We start from the raw sequence: 17,564 nt of genomic DNA on the forward strand, positions 1-17,564 counted from the left end.
TGCCGCAATGATTCCTCCATCCGCCAAGTTCCTAGCGCACAGTGTTGCGGCGCAGCGAACGCAGCCAGTCAATGACCCACAAGAGAACGAGGAATACAACCCCCGCAAATACGGAAACGCGCGTCAACGGCGACCAGACAATGAACACAAAACTGATGAACAGCAGTCCCATGCCGATAAACGACGTGATCGGCATGCGCTTTTGTTCAGTTGTTCCTGCTGTGCCATTTTTCCGCCGACGATAAATGACATGTTCAAGCAAAATCACAAACCAAGTCCAGAGCGAAGCAAATGCAGACGCGCTCGTAATCCAAACATACGCATGATTCGGGTCCACATAGGTGATGACGATGCCGATGGAAATGGCGATGGCCGTTGCCCATACTGCGACATAGGGCACCGCCCGCGCATTTAATCGACCGAATGAGCGACTCACCAACCCTTGTCGCGCCATCGAAAACAACATCCGACTTCCGCCATACAACCCTGTGTTGCAAGAGGATAAACCAGATAGGATGATGATCAGATTGACGAGTCCTGCGGCCACTGGAATGCCAGCCCGAGCAAACATCAAAGCATACGGACTGCCGCTGTGATGAATCAGGTACGTCCACGGAAAGGCGCAGAGCATGACAAACATGGAACCTACGTACACGATGAGCACCCGCCAAGTGACCGAACGAAACGCCTTTCGCAGCGTTTCTGTGGGCTTTGCCGATTCACCTGCCTCCACACCGAGCGTCTCAATGCCGCTGTACGCTTGCACCACCAAGGACAGCGCCATCACCGCGCCAAACAAACCATTCGGGAAGAAGCCATGATTGACATACAAGTTCGTCAGACCAAGCGCCCCGCCGACATGTAGCCAAGGCGTGAGCATCATCAACAGCCCAAAGACAATGAACACCAAAATGGCGAGTAATTTCAAGACCGCAAACCAGTATTCCAATTCGCCAAAGATGCGAACAATCATTAGATTGGATGCCGTGAAGAGAATCAGGGCAATCAACCCCGGCGCCCAAGCAGGACAGCCTGGAAACCACACCTGAATCAACTTGCCAATGGCCGCCAATTCGGACATGACCGTCGCAACCCAATAGAACCACCACATCCCCGCCGTGATAAAGCCCATTCGCTCCCCAAGTAACTTTTTCGCATAGATGCTGAACGATCCCGCCGAAGGCTCCGCTACCGTCATCTCGCCAAGTGCGCGCATCACAAGCGCGACAATGATGCCACAAATCACAAAATCGAGGATGACGGCTGGGCCAGCCAGTTGCACCGACACCGATGCGCCATAGAACAGGCCAACGCCAATCACCCCGCCAAATGCCAACATCTGAATATGTCTAGCCCGCAAACTTCGTCGCAATCCACGACGATCAGCGTGATTCCCCCTGTCTCGCTGTTCCACTCAACTCCCGCCTCTCACCATTATAGGGTGTCAGCATATGCGGGGAAGTGATGGCGCGTGACCACTGTGACGTCAAGTAGGCTCCACGGCATCTGCTGGCGCGGATGCGCTTTGGTTCCGCAACATGACGGCGGATTTCCAGTGACCATAGCGGTAATACAGGACGGATAAAATGAACCCTAACACAAAGCCGATGGGAAAACTCCACTAAACCGCACGGAGACCAAAGCGGTGGCCAAACACGCTAGACCCACCCCGAAAATAAACACCGGATTCAAACCAATATCTATCCATCCAGACGGAATTGATGGAACCGTTCAAAGACTGCAACTCCGTTCCCCTCTCTCCCGAAACAAAAATGTCACCGTCTGTCCTCATCCGCGTTATATAAGCGCTTGAATATACACTTTGCCCCCATTGAAGTCAAGACCGCATGTACTGTAACATAATACTGAATATATATGCAGCGACATTTACAGAAGGAAGGATTTCACTTTGAATCGTTTGTGGTTTAGTACTACTACTCATCACACCAATAAGACAAGCAAATTCTCCTTCAGAAAGTGGTACAAATCACATCCCGGATTCCACGCCCGCTTGACGAATGTACTCCCCGAACCACTTGTTTTATTGTTGTACGCAGTTCTGATTGGCGTTGTCGCTGGATATGGCGCAGTTGGCTTTCGCAAACTCATCAGCCTGGTTACAGATTTCTTCTTTGGCTTTGGCGCACATGCGCTTTCTTCACTTGGACGATACCATGTGATCTTATTCCCCATCATCGGCTTACTCATTGTCAGCGCGTTTGTCAAACGTTTTGCCCCAGAAGCCAAAGGACACGGTGTTCCCGAGGTGATGGCCGCCATTGCCGAAAATCACAGCATCATTCGGCCGCGCGTGGTCTTCGTGAAAGCCATCGCATCGGCCATCACCATTGGTTCTGGGAACTCCGCAGGGCGAGAAGGACCTATCGTTCAAATCGGCTCAGCGTTCGGCTCCATCCTGGGCCAATACCTCAACCTGCCGGAGCGCACCCTCCGCCTCTTTGTGGCGTGCGGTGCCGGCGCTGGAATCGCGGCCACCTTCAATGCGCCCATCGGCGGCGTAATGTTTGCAACTGAAGTCATTCTCGGCAGCTTTGCGCTGCAAAACTTCACCGCCATTGTCATCTCCTGCGTCGTGAGTGCAGCCATCGGTCGCATTTATCTAGGCAATCATCCTGCTTTTCCAATGCCGGTTTATCACACAGGGGATTTTAAAGTTTATTGGTTGTTCATCATTGCAGGCATTTTCGCGGGTTTATTCAGCTACGTCTACATTAAAGTGCTTTATGGGACAGAAGACTGGTTTGATCGGCGAAAATGGCCATTTTGGCTAAAAGCGCTGTTTGGCGCGGCCATCATCGGAATCATCGGCGTTTGGTTTCCCCAGATCTTTGGCGTTGGCTATGACACAGTGGATATGGCGTTGAAAAACCACCTTGGTTTAGCGCTGTTGATCACGCTGTTGATTCTCAAGCTGTTCGCAACCTCCATCACCATTGCAGCAGGAGGGTCTGGCGGCGTGTTCTCTCCAGGCCTTTACATGGGCTCTATGTTGGGCGGCGCCATTGGCCTGGTTTTCGCTGACTTGTTCCCCCACATGGGCATCAGTCCTGGCAGTGTGGCAACCATCACCATGGCTGGCGTGTTTGCAGGCAGCGCACAAGCCCCGGTCACTTCCATCATGATGTTGTTCGAGATGACTGGCGATTACGGCATTATTCTCCCGATTATGATCACGTCGGTCATCTCCGCAACGGTGACAGGCACATTGACGAAAGATAACATTTACACGCTGAAACTTGTGCGGCGCGGCTTAAATATCCTGCGCAAGCGCGATCCAAATCGCATGAAGGCAATTACCGTGGGCGAAGCATTGGCGATGGAAAGATTGACCATCCCATCAAATGTCACCATCGAGGAAGCATGGCAGCGCTTTGCTGAAAAAACGGCCTGGTTTGCGGTCGTCCGCAACCCACAAGGTGTCGTTGTGGGCTCAATCGCCCGCGCTCAGGTGCTGGAGGCACTCAACAGCCAGCATACGAACCAGTTGGTTGAAAGCCTGCTGCCGGAAACCATTTATCAAATTGATGAAAGTGCCTGTCTTGCCGAAGCACTGACCATCATGAAACAGCGCAATGTCACCTATCTCGTGGTCACTCGCGCTGACGCTCCATTAGGTGTAATTGGCAGCTCAGACATTATTTACGCGTATAAAGACATCGATTGATTTTTCGTGTAATAAAAACTAACATGTAACATTGACTATCCATGGATACTCACGTATACTTCCACCTATATTAAACATTAAATTCTGTGAAATCGAGGTGGAATGATGAAAAAATTGTTTAAATGTAATTATCTATTGGTTTTATGTGTTCTTTTGGGTACCATCCTAGTTCCGAATGTAAGCTTTGCTGCCACAACTAATCAAATTGATTCTGGTGATACATCTTGGATCCTGGCCTCTTCTGCACTTGTACTTTTGATGACACCCGGATTGGCGTTTTTTTACGGCGGGCTCGTTCGTGGCAAAAACGTGATTACTACCATGTTGCAAGTCGTGGCAGTAATTTTGGTGGTCTCACTACAATGGGTCATCATCGGCTACAGTTTGGCGTTCGGTCCCGATTTTCACCATATCATCGGGAATTTTCAGTGGTTCCTCATGAACGGCGTTGGGGCCCAACCAGACAGCAATTACGCTGGCACCATCCCCAACATGGTGTTCGGCATTTTCCAGATGATGTTTGCCATTATCACGCCGGCGCTCATTGTTGGCGGCCTGGCAGAACGCGTGAAATTCGCATCGTTCATCGTATTCATCGTCCTCTGGGCCACATTGATTTACGATCCGCTGGCACACTGGGTCTGGGGCGCTGGTGGTTGGTTGCATCAGTTGGGTGTGCTTGACTTTGCTGGCGGCACGGTCGTACACATCTCTTCCGGTGTGGCCGGATTGGTGGCAGCCATTTACCTTGGTCGCAGAGCAGAACACGGTTCCGGTTCCATCAAAGCGCATAATGTCCCATTTGTCCTCCTCGGAACAGCGCTTTTGTGGTTCGGCTGGTTTGGCTTCAACGCAGGCAGCGCTCTAGGCGCCAACTTCTTGTCTGCTGAAGCGTTTCTCGCGACAAACACCGCAACGGCCGCAGCAGCTGTCGGCTGGATGATTGTTGAAAAGCTAAAGACTGGACACGTCTCACTCGTGGGCGTTTGCGCCGGCGCAGTTGCTGGGTTGGTCGCCATTACACCTGCGGCAGGATTTGTCTCACCAGGCGGGTCCATCATTCTCGGTTTGCTTGGCGGCGCCATTTGTTATTTCGCTTCCACATTTATGAAGTCAAAACTTGGCTATGATGACGCGCTGGATGCATTTGGCGGCCACGGCATCGGCGGTACATGGGGCGCCATCGCAACAGGTCTGTTCGCGACGACAGCCGTCAATTCCAGTGGCGCCAATGGCTTGTTTGAAGGAAATCCGCACCAACTGTTGCTGCAACTTATCGGGGTTGTCGCAACCTGGTTATTCTCCGGTATCGGCACGTGGATTCTCCTCAAAGTGGTCGACCTCGTGATGGGCATTCGCGTCACCAAAGAAGAGGAGATCATGGGGTTGGATCTGATACTGCACCACGAGTCGGCATACCCAGAAACGCTGACACCGACGCAGATACAAAAATTCTTTCCGGAACAGTCGGCAACCTTCCCGAAAAATGAATAAATCATTTTGGTCCAATCCAAAATGCGCAAGCGACATAAGAGAAGGCTTGGCGCCCTGTGCCGCCAAGCCTTCTCTTATGTTTTCGCCCACCCTACACCAAAGCGCAGATTCATCTTCAGGCTGGCGATGTACTCAATACTGTTCCACGTACTGGTTCAACTCCCAAGGGTGTACGGTCTTCTGGTACTGTTCCCATTCGAAAAGTTTCGCCTGAATGAAGTGTGCATACGCGTGTTCACCCAGGGCAGTCCGGATAATTTCGTCTTCCTCCAGGGATTCAACTGCCTGCTCCAAATTGGTAGGAAGTCGACGTATTCCTTGTCTAAATCGCTCTTCTTCGGACATTGCCGCAATGGATTGATGAACTGGACTTGGCAAAGACATGCGCTTGCGGATGCCATCGAGCCCAGCATACAAACTGATGCCAAAAGCCAAGTACGGATTGCACGAAGCGTCAGGTGATCGCAATTCAATGTGTGTGCCAGTGTCAGAAGCTTGGGATACTCGAATGAACGGCATGCGATGGTTGGTCGACCAAAAGATGTATGATGGCGCCTCATAACCAGGAATCAGCCGTTTGTAGCTGTTTACGAGTGGATTGGTGATCGCCGTGATGCCTGGCGCATGAAACAAAAGGCCGGCGATGTAGGATCTGACCATCTCACTTAAATGCAAGGTGTCCGCTGCGTCAGCAAACGCATGCTCTGCTTCGTGAAACAAGGAGAAATAGCAGTGCATCCCGGAACCGTCCGCAGACTGCAAAGGTTTTGGCATAAATGTGGCATGTAAGCCCCGCTGGCGACTGATGGTCCGAGCGACCATTTTCAACGTGATAATGTTATCGGCAGCACTGACCGCATCCGTAAAATCCAAATCAATTTCATGCTGGCCAGGAGCGGTTTCATGGTGCGACGAAGCGACGCGAAATCCCATTTCTTCAAGTGTCATGACGATATCGCGCCGACAATTTTCACCTTCATCTGTCGGCGCGATATCAAAATAGCCACCTTCGTCATTCGGAGTGGTCGTCGGTTTTCCCTGTTGATCCAATTTGAGCAGGAAAAATTCGAGTTCCACCGCAACTCGACAAGCGTTCAGGCCCATTGACTGCGCTTCTGCCACAGCCCGCTGCAAAATGGTGCGCGGATCCCCAGCAAACGGCCTGTCGTCTGGCAGATGCACATTGCAAATCAGGCGAGCAATCCGCGCCTGTTGAGGTGACCAGGGCAGAATCAGCCAAGTGTTGTAATCCGGTTTGAGATACATATCCGATTCTTCAATCCGGACAAAGCCCTGAATGGAGGAGCCATCAAACATGATGCGGCCGTCCAACGCGCTATCTAACTGCTCTACTGGAATTTCGACGTTTTTCAGCGTGCCAAATAAATCGATGAACTGCAGGCGGATGAAACGCACGTTTTCCTGTTTGGCGCTTTCCAATATTTCCGTTTTGCTACGCATCGCATAGCCTCCGCTCAAAGAGGTAATTGTTGTCCTCATCTTGACATCCTCCCACGCCTAAAGACGTGAGATTCCAAAGCTCACACGTTGGCTTTCCTGCTTCGCAGAGGACTTGCCCGCTCTACGGCTTTTTTAGCTTTCGAGCGGGTCTTACCGCCTCTCCACAGGCGAACACCGCAAGCCCTGCGGCTAAGACATTCTTCACTGCGTTGATGTCTCGGTCATGTTTGGTTCCACACTTCGGGCAAGTCCAAATTCGGACTTCTAGTGCCATTTTGTCCATCCGATGACCGCACCCACCTGTAGAACATCTTTTACTTGACGGATAACTTGTACGCGCTCATCTTCTCCGTACCTATATTTTATGTTGTACATGTTAGTGCGTAAAGCGCATTTTGCCTTTGGCAAACGCCTTATCCCACGAATGAATCCATGGTTTTTACGGCGAAATTCTATAAGCCACACACGAGATTTAAAGCAACGAAATGATATGATGAAGCGGAGAAATGAGGAATTCAAAGTGATTTCTTTTCCTGAATTGAACTTTGCGGACTTTGCAGCAGAGGATCGTTTCGCGCGACACAAAATATGGCTTCATGCTGTCATTGAAACATCGCAATCCTGGTTCACACAAGGTGGCTCGCTGCAAGACTGGATTGACGCATTTCAAATCCAAAGAGAGCAACTCCTCCGTCTGGGTTGGACAGCATATGTGCCCGAAGACATCCGAAAACATGTGCACTACATCCGATTTGGCTCTGCAGCAAGAGGAGAAGACCTCCTCGGGAGCGATCTCGACTACGCCCTCATCACCGACGGCGAAATTGAAACTGATGAGGCGACAAGATACTTGGAGCAGTTCATTCAAGGCATGCACGGTCTTGGCTTTCAGCCCTGCCAGGGATTTGTCATGGGCACCAACCCCCGCTGGATTGGCACTGAAGAAGCGTGGAAAAAGCGCATTGACCAGTACTTCTCGTTTCCAAACTGGCAGCATGCGCGTTACCTATTCATCATGGCGGATAGCCGCCCACTGTACCAAGAAACCACAGTATGGGCGAACATTGCGGAGAATGTCTGCGCTGGCATCCGCAAATCTTCATTTATTTGTTGGGAGATGGCGCACCTTGGTATCCATAAAAGCGTTGCGATAGATCTGCGCGGACAAGTGAAGACAAAAACCGTGCATGGACATCAATACTTTGATGTAAAAGCCGGGTTGTTGAACCCCATCGTCCACTCGGTGCGGCTCCTCGCCCTGCGTGAAGGTGTTCACGCGCTGCCAACTCAAGACAGATTACACGCGCTTCAATCGATGTGCGTCCTGTCCGAAGAATTGGCCTCAAACATTCGGTCAGCCTTGCATTTTGGCTGGCGCTTGCGACTTTTTCAACACCTAGAAGATCTCGCGAAAGAACAGCCGCCACAAGATTTGGTGTGCTGGAACACGCTCAGTGAGCCATATCGCCAAGAAGCAAATCTGCATGTGCAGACCGCCAAGCGGCTAGAACGTTTGGTGCATCGTACTTTCCGGAAATGAGGGTATCGCGATGAAATGGTTTCGAGGTCCGAATCATGCAGTCGACCTGCACAGCCAACGGCCAGAAGATGAACAAATGCCTACTTCCTCTGTGCAAAAGATTTGGGATGCACCGCTGTCGATGATCGATTACTTCGTCATCGACATTGAAACCAGCGGTTTTTCGGCGGAGACAGACCTCATTTTGTCGATCGCGGCGGGCTGCTTGACAGGCACAGAGCCACATTTCTCCGAGTTTATGTACCAGTTGATTCGTCACGACAATCTCACAAGCGTGCCTGAGACGATATGGAATCTCACAGGCTTGTCGCCTGACCAACTGAAATCCGGGCATGATCTCGGCGAAGTGCTGCGAGCGGCGCTTTCCTTGGCCGTCAACCGGGTTTGGATTGCCCATCACGCCGGACATGAGATGTCCTTCCTGCAGCGCCAAGCCCGCCAACTCTGGAAATTGAAGCTACGTCCCATCGTGATCGACACAGCGGTGGTGGCGCAGGCGCTTGGACGCATTCCACGTGTGCCTACGCTGGATGAGGTATGTCAGTGGCTAAACGTAGACATCGAGGGACGCCATCAGGCAGATGCCGACGTGCGCATGACCGCCGAGGTATGGCGAAAGGAAATCCAACTGTGCGAACAGATTGGTTTGCGAACCGTATCGGACGTGATCGACTGGACGAGTTCACGCGCCATGGGCTAAACGCCGCAATCGAACGCTGTTGCCCATGGCGCCAATGCTCACTCGACATAAAAAGCGGAAAAATCCCGAATCAACGGCGTTGCCGCAGACGTGACAAAGCGCACGCGCAGCTGTGCCGTCTCCACCGTCGCAAAGTGATCGATCTTCTTGTGACCGATGGCCGTTCCCCGTATAAGCTCTACCCACTTCCCGTTCTGCAGGCATTCCAACACATATTCCCGCACGCGCTCACCGTGCGCGATGTCCTCCATCAGACACACATGATTGACAGACGACTCGCCAGCGAACGCCAATGTGATCTCGTCACCTTCGCCTTTCGTCGCCGCCACTGGCGCAGAGAACCTTCTTCGGATCTCGTCCCCGAATTCGATGACGCGCGCCACGTCCACATCTGGCAATTGCCCTTTGTCATCTGGAGACACATTCAGCAATAAATTCGCCCCGTGCCCTACAGAACGGTAATAGACATCAAGCAAGTGGTCTAATGTGTGCAAACTGTCTTCATCGTTCGGATGCCAGAACCAATGCCGCTTGCGAATCGGCACATCACACTCAGCCGGAACCCAAAGGGGCGTCTCCGGCAACCAAGTGAGCATATCACTTGTAAACATGCTGGCGCGCGCCGTCTCCGCCGTGTTCCAACAAGGGTACGGCGCAACACCATCCTCATTGCCAACCCAACGAATGGTAGGCGCGCCCATATTGAAAATCATCGCGTCTGGCTGATGTTCCTTGACCAGCCCAATGATGCTCGGCCAATCGTACGCCCGGCCCTCTGATCCAGCGCCGTCAAACCACACCTCGGCCAACGGTCCGTACTGTGTGAGCAGTTCCGTCAACTGCGCCAGATAAAAGTCATCATACGCCGCTTTGTCGGCATAACAAGGCTCATGGCGATCCCACGGCGATAGATACAGCCCAAACAACATCCCTTCACGCGCACAGGCCTCGGCACATTCGCGCACGACATCCCCTTGCCCATTTTTCCAAGGACTGGACTTGACCGAATAGTCTGTCGTTTTGGTCGGCCACAGGCAGAATCCGTCATGGTGTTTGGCTGTCAGGATAAAATACCGAAAGCCTGCCCGTTTCGCCGTGCGAACCCACTGTGTCGCGTCCAATGCAGTTGGATTGAACCTTTCGGGTGAGTCCGTCCCATCCCCCCACTCTTGATTGCAAAACGTGTTCATGCCAAAGTGACAAAACATGCCAAGCTCTAAATCCTGCCATGCCAACTGTTGTTTACTTGGTTTGGCCAAATCCAGCTGTTGCAAAAAATCATCCTCTTTCTTCAATGGCATCACGCGTGACGTTTTCAACAATCCACAGTATGTTATCAATAACACATTAGCATAGGCGATATTTACTTGTAAATAACGTGGAAGACTGCATATAAGGTGCAAAATTCGGACAAACAAGGCGTCTTTTTGATTTCTCAATCCGCATGCCATATACTCACTGTTTAGGGACATGTCAAAATCAAACCGTTATCATTATCATAAATGGTCTTAACAGAGGTGTGTAATGTCAAATATCCACGACGTAGCTAAACTCGCAAATGTATCGTCCATGACTGTGTCGCGAGTCATCAACGGGAAAGGGTATGTCAAAGAACAGACCCGCCGAAAAGTAGTCGAAGCGATGAAACAGTTGAACTATGTGCCCAACGGGCTGGCGCGCAGTCTAGTTAGAAAAAAAACGCATACACTCGCACTCATTGTCCCGGACATTCGCAACCCCTTTTTCACCACTGTGGCTCGCGGCACCGAAGACATGGCGCTCAAGCAGGATTACCGCGTCGTTCTCTGCAATAGTGATGAAAACGTAAAGAAGGAAAAACATTACGTCGAAATGTGTCTGTCCATCCGCGTTGACGGCGCCATCGTGGTCCCCGCCTCGGACGCCTCCAAACAGAACATCAAACTCCTGACCGACTTTGGCATCCCCTTTGTCTTGATCGACCGGGAAATCGACGGCGTCAAAGCAGACATCGTGCGAGGAGACAGCATAATGGGCGCTCGGCAACTTGTGCAGCATTTGATCGATGCTGGCCATCAGCACATCGCCATCATCACCGGGAATCTAAGTACATCAACAAGCCGCGACAGGCTACTTGGCTATCAGCAGGTTCTCGCAGAGGCCGGCCTCGGTTTTCGGCCAGATTACGTCAAAGAATCGTCGTACTCCAGCGCGTTAGATCCAGCGTTGATCGACGAATTGCTCGCTTGTTCACCAAGACCGACGGCCATTTTTACCGCGAACAACTTTGTCGCCGTTCAGACCATCCACTTTCTGCGCCAACGCGGTTTATCTGTCCCGGAAGACTGTGCAATTGTCACATTTGACGATTACGATCCGCTGTCCCTGCCGGAACCTTTTCTCACCGCTGCCACGCAACCGGCCTACAATTTTGGCTCTTTAGCTACGCAAATGCTCCTCGAAGTCATCGATGGAGTACCTGTACCATCACCGCGGAAAATGATTCTCCAACCGGAAGTCATCATTCGGAAATCCTCGGTCACGCACACCCGATAACACCATCGTGATGGCCCCTGATATGACCCTTTTATTGATATTTTCCACACAAAGGCCCCCCACTTTCCAGTGAGGAAGGGCTTTTGCGTTTGGTTCTCTCATCTTTTATCATCGCACTGTCAGCACAAAATGGATTCATTTCCCGGCGTGCCAAGTGAAATCCTGCATGCTCGCTGCTTATCTTGCAGCTTCAATCACGCCCTTTTTCAACACAATATTTGCGTACAAGGATTCCTCACCAGTGGCGACTATGGCATAGCTTTGTCTTGCTTTTTCATAAAAGGCCATTCTCTCAACAAAGCCAAGTTTCGAGATCTGTATGCCGTGATGAATCAATATTTGGCGGTACTTCTCCCATATTGCGGGCATCGGATCTCCTGGCACAACCTGCATCAGGGTCACCGGATACGCTGTATACGTATCGATTGGAAAAAAAGCCAATATGGCATCCAGCAAATCGAGCATTGCATGCCCATCTGCACGCACCAATTTTCTTGCACAGCTCGCCGCTGGAAAATTACTGTCCGCTAAAACGATCTCGTCTCCATGTCCCATCTCCATCAAAATCTTCATCAGTTCTGGAGACAGAATTCTGGGAATCCCCTTCAGCATTTTTTTCATCCTATCTCACCCTGTAATTCTAGCCCCATACGATGCCTGTTGAATTAATCTACCCACCCACCACCGCGCTCCCCATCCACGACGGCTTTATCACATTGCGGTAAAACCACCATCGACAGGCACGGCTACACCTGTGATAAACGATGCTTCATCCGAACACAAATAGAGCGCAGCATGCGCACATTCGTCAGGCTTACCCAGTCTGCCAATCGGTTGCGCCGCTTCATTCCATCTGCGCTCCTGGATGGGATCAGGCGCAAGATTGATTGCGTAGTCCAACATCGGCGTATCGATGATGCCAGGGCATACCGCGTTGACACGAATGCCCTTCTTGGCGTAATCAAGCGCCAACGCTTTCATAAGCAGCACAACGGCCCCTTTCGAAGCGCAATACAGCGGTGAATCGTATTGAGCAACTAAGCCGGTCTTTGAGGCCATCAGACAGATTGCCCCTTTGCCCTGCGCCTCCATATGCGGCAGTACGTACTTACACAGCCAAAAAGGCGCTTTTACATTCACTTGGAACACGCTGTCAAACTCTTCTGAAGTCGCTTCGGGCACAGATTTTCCGAGAAACATACCAGCATTATTCAAGAGCACATCAATTTTACCATGCTCAGCCAATGTATCTTCGATGACCCGTTTGCAATCGCTTTCTCGACCCAAATCCGCGTGGACGAATGACGCGATACCACCCGTTTCCCGTATGCTGCGAGCGACAACTTCGCCTGTTTCCTTTGTCTTATCTACAGCAATGACCACGGCACCTTCACTGGCGAACAAACGCGCACAAGCTTCTCCAATGCCAGACGCCGCCCCCGTTATCACAGCAATTCGTCCTTCCAATCTGCGAGATGTCACATAAACCCCTACTTTCTTTACTTCATCACCCTACCAGGAAAAAAGTCGCGCCTTGGCGCCACACCTTTCCCCGATGGTTCGTTCAACATTGATTCCAGATGCGCCGGGCGTTGTCCAAAGAGATTTTGGTCGCCATTTTGCACTCTTCGATACCCTCAAATTCAATAGAAGCATATCCGTTATACCCAGACGCTTTGATGGTCCGCAGCACATCCCATGTATCCACATCTCCATGTCCAAAAATTGCGCCGCGCAAGAAATTTCCATTCGAAGTCCGGAACCACCCTTCACCGGGATCCCGATAAGATGGCCTGTAGTAAAAGTCTTTTAAATGAACCATTGATGCATATTTAATGTTTTTTCTCACGCCGATCACGCTATTTTCATCGACACACATGAAATTGCCGACATCGAGCGTCGTCTTGTAATTTTCTCTGTTCACGGTCTGAATCAGCCTTTGCACGCGATCACTGGCTTGCACATAGTACAAGTGGTTTTCGACACTGGTCGTAATCCCGAAATTCGCCGCATAATCGGCAATTCGCTGACACGCCGCAGCCATTCTCGGCAATTCACGTTCAAACCGCGCGATGTTCACCGTCGAATCATCCATAAACAGACCTGCCGGGCCACCTTTGCCATTGGGGGGTGTAGGCAACCAGGCTACATCGTGGCGCATCAATTTCACACCCAGGCGATGGGCAACGTCGACCTCTTTCATCACGCGGGCGATCTCTCGCTCGTATTCCTCATCATCTTCCTGCGTGAAATTTGAGAGAATGGCATAATTGGATAACTCCACACCCACATCCTCCGCTTTGTGGCGAACTTGGTCTGTCAATTCCGGATTTTCAAAAAGCGTAAATCCGAATGGAACGATCTCCACATGCTCTGCACCATTGTCTGCCGCCCATTGAATGACATCCGTCACCGTCATTTCACCGCTTCTGATACTCCGAACCAAACTATATGTGCTCACACCGAATTTCACAGACTCACCCTCCTTGTCTCATATATCATGCACCAAGATGATATGAATTCCATTGAAATCACACTGTGTAAAGCAAACTTGGCAAACATCGGCCATACGTTCTCGCCCATCACCGCATGGTGTCATTCCATGCCGCTGTATTTCTCACCCCCTTTTCTCACGTTCCACATTGGCTTAAATCTTCATTTCCCCTGCTGTAAAAGCCACTGCGCAAACTGGACAGCCGTATTCAAATGTGGTGTATTTGCGACAATGCCTAAAACCGGATCGTCCGAGACATAATCCATGCGTTTAAGTAACGAATTCCCTGTCAAATCAATGCCGTAAATCGCCTTTCCATCTCCATGCTGTGTTTGCATTCCAACAAAATGACCCTCGCCTGCTTTCACGATGCCACTCTTTTTACTCAAATCGAGAAAATACCCATCTTTCTGCAACAACAGGAAATCTTTTTTATCCAACACCAAAACGTCCATGGTTTTTGCAGCGACAGAGGCTGTGAGTTTCATTTCAAGGTCGGCATTTTGCGCGTCCGTCAAACCGCCTTGCGCCAATATGAACTGCGGACTGATTTCGTACTTCCCGCTTTCGCCTGTGAGAACGTCCTTTGTCGCTTCGTTTTGGAACTGGCTCTCTTGGTTTTGGGCCACACTCTCCCCAATAAAGGTGACATTCAACGCTGTTTTTTTGGAATGGTGTGGACTAAAGATGAGATAACCAACAATCCCGAGTATCACCGCGCCAATCAGGAAATACGCCTTGTAGTAGTACCAAATATCACCGGCCGTCAAAGGAAGTTTCTGCTGCTTCAATGTCCCATCCCCACAATGTTTGGTATATTCCGAGTGTCAAAATCCCACTTAAGACAAAACCTTGTCTATTGATAAATATAGGATTCTAAATAGCAAAGCGCAAAGGGTTAACATTAACACAAATGTGTCAGCAGTTCCTTGAAGCAGCATAGACCGGATTGCATGTTGTCGGATGCTACCCTTGCAGGACATGTCGGTTCAAATCGTTTTAGCTTATTTTGCGATACTTTTATTGCAAGTAGAGCTTGTTCAATTGATCATTTAGCGTTCATGACAATACATCGCCAATGACAAAATCACAGCGCGGAAATCCTTTTAGACGGCTGAAAATCATTTTATGTTATTGTTATCATAGTATTACAAATATCGTCTTTATGCAAATCAGGCAAATAAAAATCAATGGATGTTTCATACTCCAGTTTTGCGAAAAACACTGAAATATGAGAACATCCACTGCTTTAGAAACAGCTGTGCAGCAGACATCCGAACGCTTGCCTCAGCGCTGCAACGAGTTCTTACTTCTTTCTGAAGGCAAAGTGGTCGGCTTACACAAAATCACAACGTTTCTGCTTAATCCTCCTGTCCCTTTCTCTCCACAAATTCCAATAATTTTTCCCAATCATATGTCTTTACGCCATGTTCCCCATCACGCACGTGATACCCAATGTCTCCTTCGTGCAGTTGAACGCCTGGCTCTGGAAACAAATCGGTTGTCATCCCCAATCGCCCGTACTGTCGATACGCTTCGTTCGCCAAGACACACCCTAAAAATTCACTAGCGGGATCGCTCCAATCATCTTTGCTACTGCTGGTGACGTACAGCAACCTCGGAGCCGCCAAACCAAGCAGCATGTGCTGATCAAAAGGCATTTTATCTTCATTTTCAGCGTACTTCTGCATATTTTTACACAGCCAGCGAGGAAATGTTTCCATCATTCTGCCGATGGTCTCCCCCCGTTTATTTCTGGAGATGGCTGCGCCGCCGCAACCTGAATTGAAACTGACGGTGCAGTAAATTCGCTCATCGGTTGCACCGTACCAAAGCGCGGCCTTGCCCAATCTCGAACAGCCAGAGGCAATTAGGCGCTTTTGGTTTACTTCTGTCCGCGTGACAAGGTAGTCCACAATCAGGCGCATTCCCCATGCCCATGCGCCAATCATGCCCATATCTTCACCCGAACATTGTTCGTAATCCGGCAGAATGGTGCTGGCCAAGCCTTGTGGAAAATTTTGATTGTCGTCAGGCTCAATATCAGCGGCAAAGCAGATGGCCAACGCCTGCTTCTTTTTCAACAGCAGTTCAATAGGTGGGTAATTTTCATTCTGGGTCCATGCCCCATTTGCATCCAGCAATCCCGCCCGCACTTCTTCAGGGTTGTTGAAAGAGAGGTGCAGATGCGTGACATAAGGGCCGCCGCTAAGCGGTGTGATGAAAATGAATGGATAACTGTAACTGCCGTTTTTCCCTGCTACGTCTACGTGAATGATCTCTTTTCGCGCGACTTCACCGCCAAAAGCGATCTCTGTGGATGACAACTCTCGGTATGCTGTTTCGCCGTCATCTGCAGGCAATCTACCGTACATTTCATTTGAAAACAGATCCAAGACTTCTTTTCGCCTGGTACCCTTCCAATATTGGCTTTCATCACCGAAAATAGATGGTATATTCCTGTCGTTGATCATCATTCTCCCTCCTAAACTGTCAGCACGGGATCAATTTGATTGATTTGTCTGAAAATCGTTTCAATTATTTTGCGAAAACGCTTTATTATCACTTCTCTTTCAAATCATAATATATGCAGGTGGATCATCCAACAATAAACAGGATCTACATTGTGCTCAAGTCATTTCGTCGAGGAGTTGAACCCCAATGAGAATTGAAAATGGACAAACCCTGTTCGACACAGATGGTAAAGTACTTCACGCTCATGGCGGTTTTATGTTGCAAGTGGAAGATACGTTCTACTGGTACGGTGAAAACAGACAGGACCATATTTATGTCAGTTGTTATGCGTCTAAAGACCTTGTCAACTGGACGTTTCGGAATCACATCCTGACAACAGAAACGAAAACAGAGGCCATCAGAGTCAGGACAGATTTGCAGTTGAAGAATGAGAACGGGCGAAAAGTAAATATCGAGCGGCCGAAAGTCATTTACAATCAACGCACAAAAAAATATGTGCTGTGGGCTCACTATGAAAACGGCGAAGATTATCTTTGCGCTGCGGTCGCTGTCGCAACCTGCGATACGCCAGACGGCGATTTCACTTATCATGGCAGCTTCAATCCATATGGAGAAATGTCTCGGGACTGCACACTTTATCAAGAAGAAGACGGGACAGCTTACTTCCTATCGGCCGCCAGAGATAACGCCGATATGCACATCTACAGACTCCAGGACGATTACTTGAATGTCGACAGCTTAGTCAACAAACTGTGGCAGGGAGAATACAGAGAGGCGCCAGCGCTGTTCAAAAAAGACGGATTCTATTATATGTTAAGCTCCTTCTGCACCGGTTGGGCTCCAAATCAAGGGAAGTATGGAACAGCTTCCGACATCGAAGGCAAATGGTCTTCCTTACAGGAATTTGGCGACAAGACGACATACCATTCGCAACCCGCCTTTGTTCTGACCATCAAGGGGACAAAAAAGACATCCTACATTTATGTAGGGGACAGATGGGGCGGTGACGGACAAAACTACTTCAACTCGACCTATGTCTTCCTTCCGCTGAACTTTCAGGAAGGAAACCGACTTCAGCTTGAATACCACTCTACTATCAAAATAGATGTCGTCACCGGCGAAGTGGAAGTGTAACACCGCACCCATGTAGGTACCCACCACCATCGCAGTTATGGGCCGC

General features: G+C 50.0%; 14 protein-coding genes and 1 pseudogene. 6 read left to right on the plus strand and 9 right to left on the minus strand.

Annotated elements, in window-relative coordinates:
• Window positions 1–31 precede the first annotated feature (31 nt).
• A complete protein-coding gene (locus tag ACFSB2_RS22110) occupies window positions 32–1,414 on the minus strand; it encodes an amino acid permease (RefSeq protein WP_377945272.1) in 1,383 nt (460 codons plus the stop codon).
• 495 nt (window positions 1,415–1,909) lie between these two features.
• On the opposite strand from ACFSB2_RS22110, the gene ACFSB2_RS22115 reads away from it, so the two are divergent.
• Window positions 1,910–3,685: a chloride channel protein gene (locus tag ACFSB2_RS22115; protein ID WP_377945273.1), complete on the plus strand. Its 1,776-nt coding sequence runs from the start codon at window positions 1,910–1,912 to the stop codon at window positions 3,683–3,685.
• A 204-nt stretch (window positions 3,686–3,889) separates the two neighbouring features.
• A complete protein-coding gene (locus ACFSB2_RS22120) occupies window positions 3,890–5,179 on the plus strand; it encodes an ammonium transporter (RefSeq protein WP_377945459.1) in 1,290 nt (429 codons plus the stop codon).
• 132 nt (window positions 5,180–5,311) lie between these two features.
• Here the strand turns inward: ACFSB2_RS22120 and glnA are convergent, their stop codons facing one another.
• Together glnA and ACFSB2_RS22130 are read right to left on the minus strand one after the other, a co-directional pair.
• Entirely contained in the window at window positions 5,312–6,679 is a 1,368-nt protein-coding gene (glnA, locus tag ACFSB2_RS22125; RefSeq protein WP_377945274.1) for a type I glutamate--ammonia ligase, read from the minus strand.
• Between the two features lie 82 nt (window positions 6,680–6,761).
• Window positions 6,762–6,959, minus strand: a pseudogene (locus ACFSB2_RS22130) (zinc ribbon domain-containing protein); the annotation flags it as partial.
• 201 nt (window positions 6,960–7,160) lie between these two features.
• On the opposite strand from ACFSB2_RS22130, the gene ACFSB2_RS22135 reads away from it, so the two are divergent.
• On the plus strand, window positions 7,161–8,180 hold the full coding sequence (locus ACFSB2_RS22135) for a putative nucleotidyltransferase substrate binding domain-containing protein (protein ID WP_377945275.1): 1,020 nt from the start codon (window positions 7,161–7,163) through the stop codon (window positions 8,178–8,180).
• Between the two features lie 10 nt (window positions 8,181–8,190).
• Complete coding sequence (locus ACFSB2_RS22140; protein WP_377945276.1) at window positions 8,191–8,880, plus strand: 3'-5' exonuclease; 690 nt, start codon at window positions 8,191–8,193, stop codon at window positions 8,878–8,880.
• 38 nt (window positions 8,881–8,918) lie between these two features.
• Here ACFSB2_RS22140 and ACFSB2_RS22145 read toward each other — a convergent pair whose 3' ends face one another.
• Entirely contained in the window at window positions 8,919–10,181 is a 1,263-nt protein-coding gene (locus ACFSB2_RS22145) for an alpha-L-fucosidase (RefSeq protein WP_377945460.1), read from the minus strand.
• A 223-nt stretch (window positions 10,182–10,404) separates the two neighbouring features.
• On the opposite strand from ACFSB2_RS22145, the gene ACFSB2_RS22150 reads away from it, so the two are divergent.
• Window positions 10,405–11,415 (plus strand): LacI family DNA-binding transcriptional regulator, encoded by a 1,011-nt coding sequence (locus ACFSB2_RS22150; protein ID WP_377945277.1) that lies wholly within the window; start codon window positions 10,405–10,407, stop codon window positions 11,413–11,415.
• Window positions 11,416–11,592: 177 nt separating this feature from the next.
• On the opposite strand, the gene ACFSB2_RS22155 is transcribed toward ACFSB2_RS22150, so the two are convergent.
• The 5 genes from ACFSB2_RS22155 to ACFSB2_RS22175 all read right to left on the minus strand — a co-directional run bounded on the left by ACFSB2_RS22155 (window position 11,593) and on the right by ACFSB2_RS22175 (window position 16,383).
• Window positions 11,593–12,027, minus strand: a complete 435-nt coding sequence (locus ACFSB2_RS22155) for an RbsD/FucU family protein (protein WP_377945461.1) — start codon at window positions 12,025–12,027, stop codon at window positions 11,593–11,595.
• A gap of 99 nt (window positions 12,028–12,126) precedes the next feature.
• Window positions 12,127–12,897, minus strand: a complete 771-nt coding sequence (locus ACFSB2_RS22160; RefSeq protein WP_377945278.1) for an SDR family NAD(P)-dependent oxidoreductase — start codon at window positions 12,895–12,897, stop codon at window positions 12,127–12,129.
• A gap of 82 nt (window positions 12,898–12,979) precedes the next feature.
• Window positions 12,980–13,888: a sugar phosphate isomerase/epimerase family protein gene (locus tag ACFSB2_RS22165; protein ID WP_377945279.1), complete on the minus strand. Its 909-nt coding sequence runs from the start codon at window positions 13,886–13,888 to the stop codon at window positions 12,980–12,982.
• A gap of 182 nt (window positions 13,889–14,070) precedes the next feature.
• Complete coding sequence (locus tag ACFSB2_RS22170; protein WP_377945280.1) at window positions 14,071–14,700, minus strand: hypothetical protein; 630 nt, start codon at window positions 14,698–14,700, stop codon at window positions 14,071–14,073.
• 570 nt (window positions 14,701–15,270) lie between these two features.
• A complete protein-coding gene (locus ACFSB2_RS22175) occupies window positions 15,271–16,383 on the minus strand; it encodes a glucuronyl esterase domain-containing protein (RefSeq protein ID WP_377945281.1) in 1,113 nt (370 codons plus the stop codon).
• 187 nt (window positions 16,384–16,570) lie between these two features.
• On the opposite strand from ACFSB2_RS22175, the gene ACFSB2_RS22180 reads away from it, so the two are divergent.
• Window positions 16,571–17,518, plus strand: coding sequence for a family 43 glycosylhydrolase (locus tag ACFSB2_RS22180; protein WP_377945282.1), 948 nt, complete (start codon window positions 16,571–16,573; stop codon window positions 17,516–17,518).
• The last annotated feature ends 46 nt before the right edge of the window (window positions 17,519–17,564 follow it).

The organism is Alicyclobacillus fodiniaquatilis, from assembly GCF_042678105.1.
GTDB classification, from domain to species: Bacteria; Bacillota; Bacilli; order Alicyclobacillales; family Alicyclobacillaceae; genus Alicyclobacillus; species Alicyclobacillus fodiniaquatilis.

What these genes read in the sequence shown, in the direction of transcription:
- ACFSB2_RS22175 (WP_377945281.1), bottom strand. Translation starts at nt 16,383, where the DNA reads ATGATCAACGACAGGAATATACCATCTATTTTCGGTGATGAAAGCCAA.
- ACFSB2_RS22155 (WP_377945461.1), bottom strand. Translation starts at nt 12,027, where the DNA reads ATGCTGAAGGGGATTCCCAGAATTCTGTCTCCAGAACTGATGAAGATT.
- ACFSB2_RS22150 (WP_377945277.1), top strand. Translation starts at nt 10,405, where the DNA reads ATGTCAAATATCCACGACGTAGCTAAACTCGCAAATGTATCGTCCATG.
- ACFSB2_RS22140 (WP_377945276.1), top strand. Translation starts at nt 8,191, where the DNA reads ATGAAATGGTTTCGAGGTCCGAATCATGCAGTCGACCTGCACAGCCAA.
- ACFSB2_RS22180 (WP_377945282.1), top strand. Translation starts at nt 16,571, where the DNA reads ATGAGAATTGAAAATGGACAAACCCTGTTCGACACAGATGGTAAAGTA.
- glnA (WP_377945274.1), bottom strand. Translation starts at nt 6,679, where the DNA reads ATGAGGACAACAATTACCTCTTTGAGCGGAGGCTATGCGATGCGTAGC.
- ACFSB2_RS22145 (WP_377945460.1), bottom strand. Translation starts at nt 10,181, where the DNA reads ATGCCATTGAAGAAAGAGGATGATTTTTTGCAACAGCTGGATTTGGCC.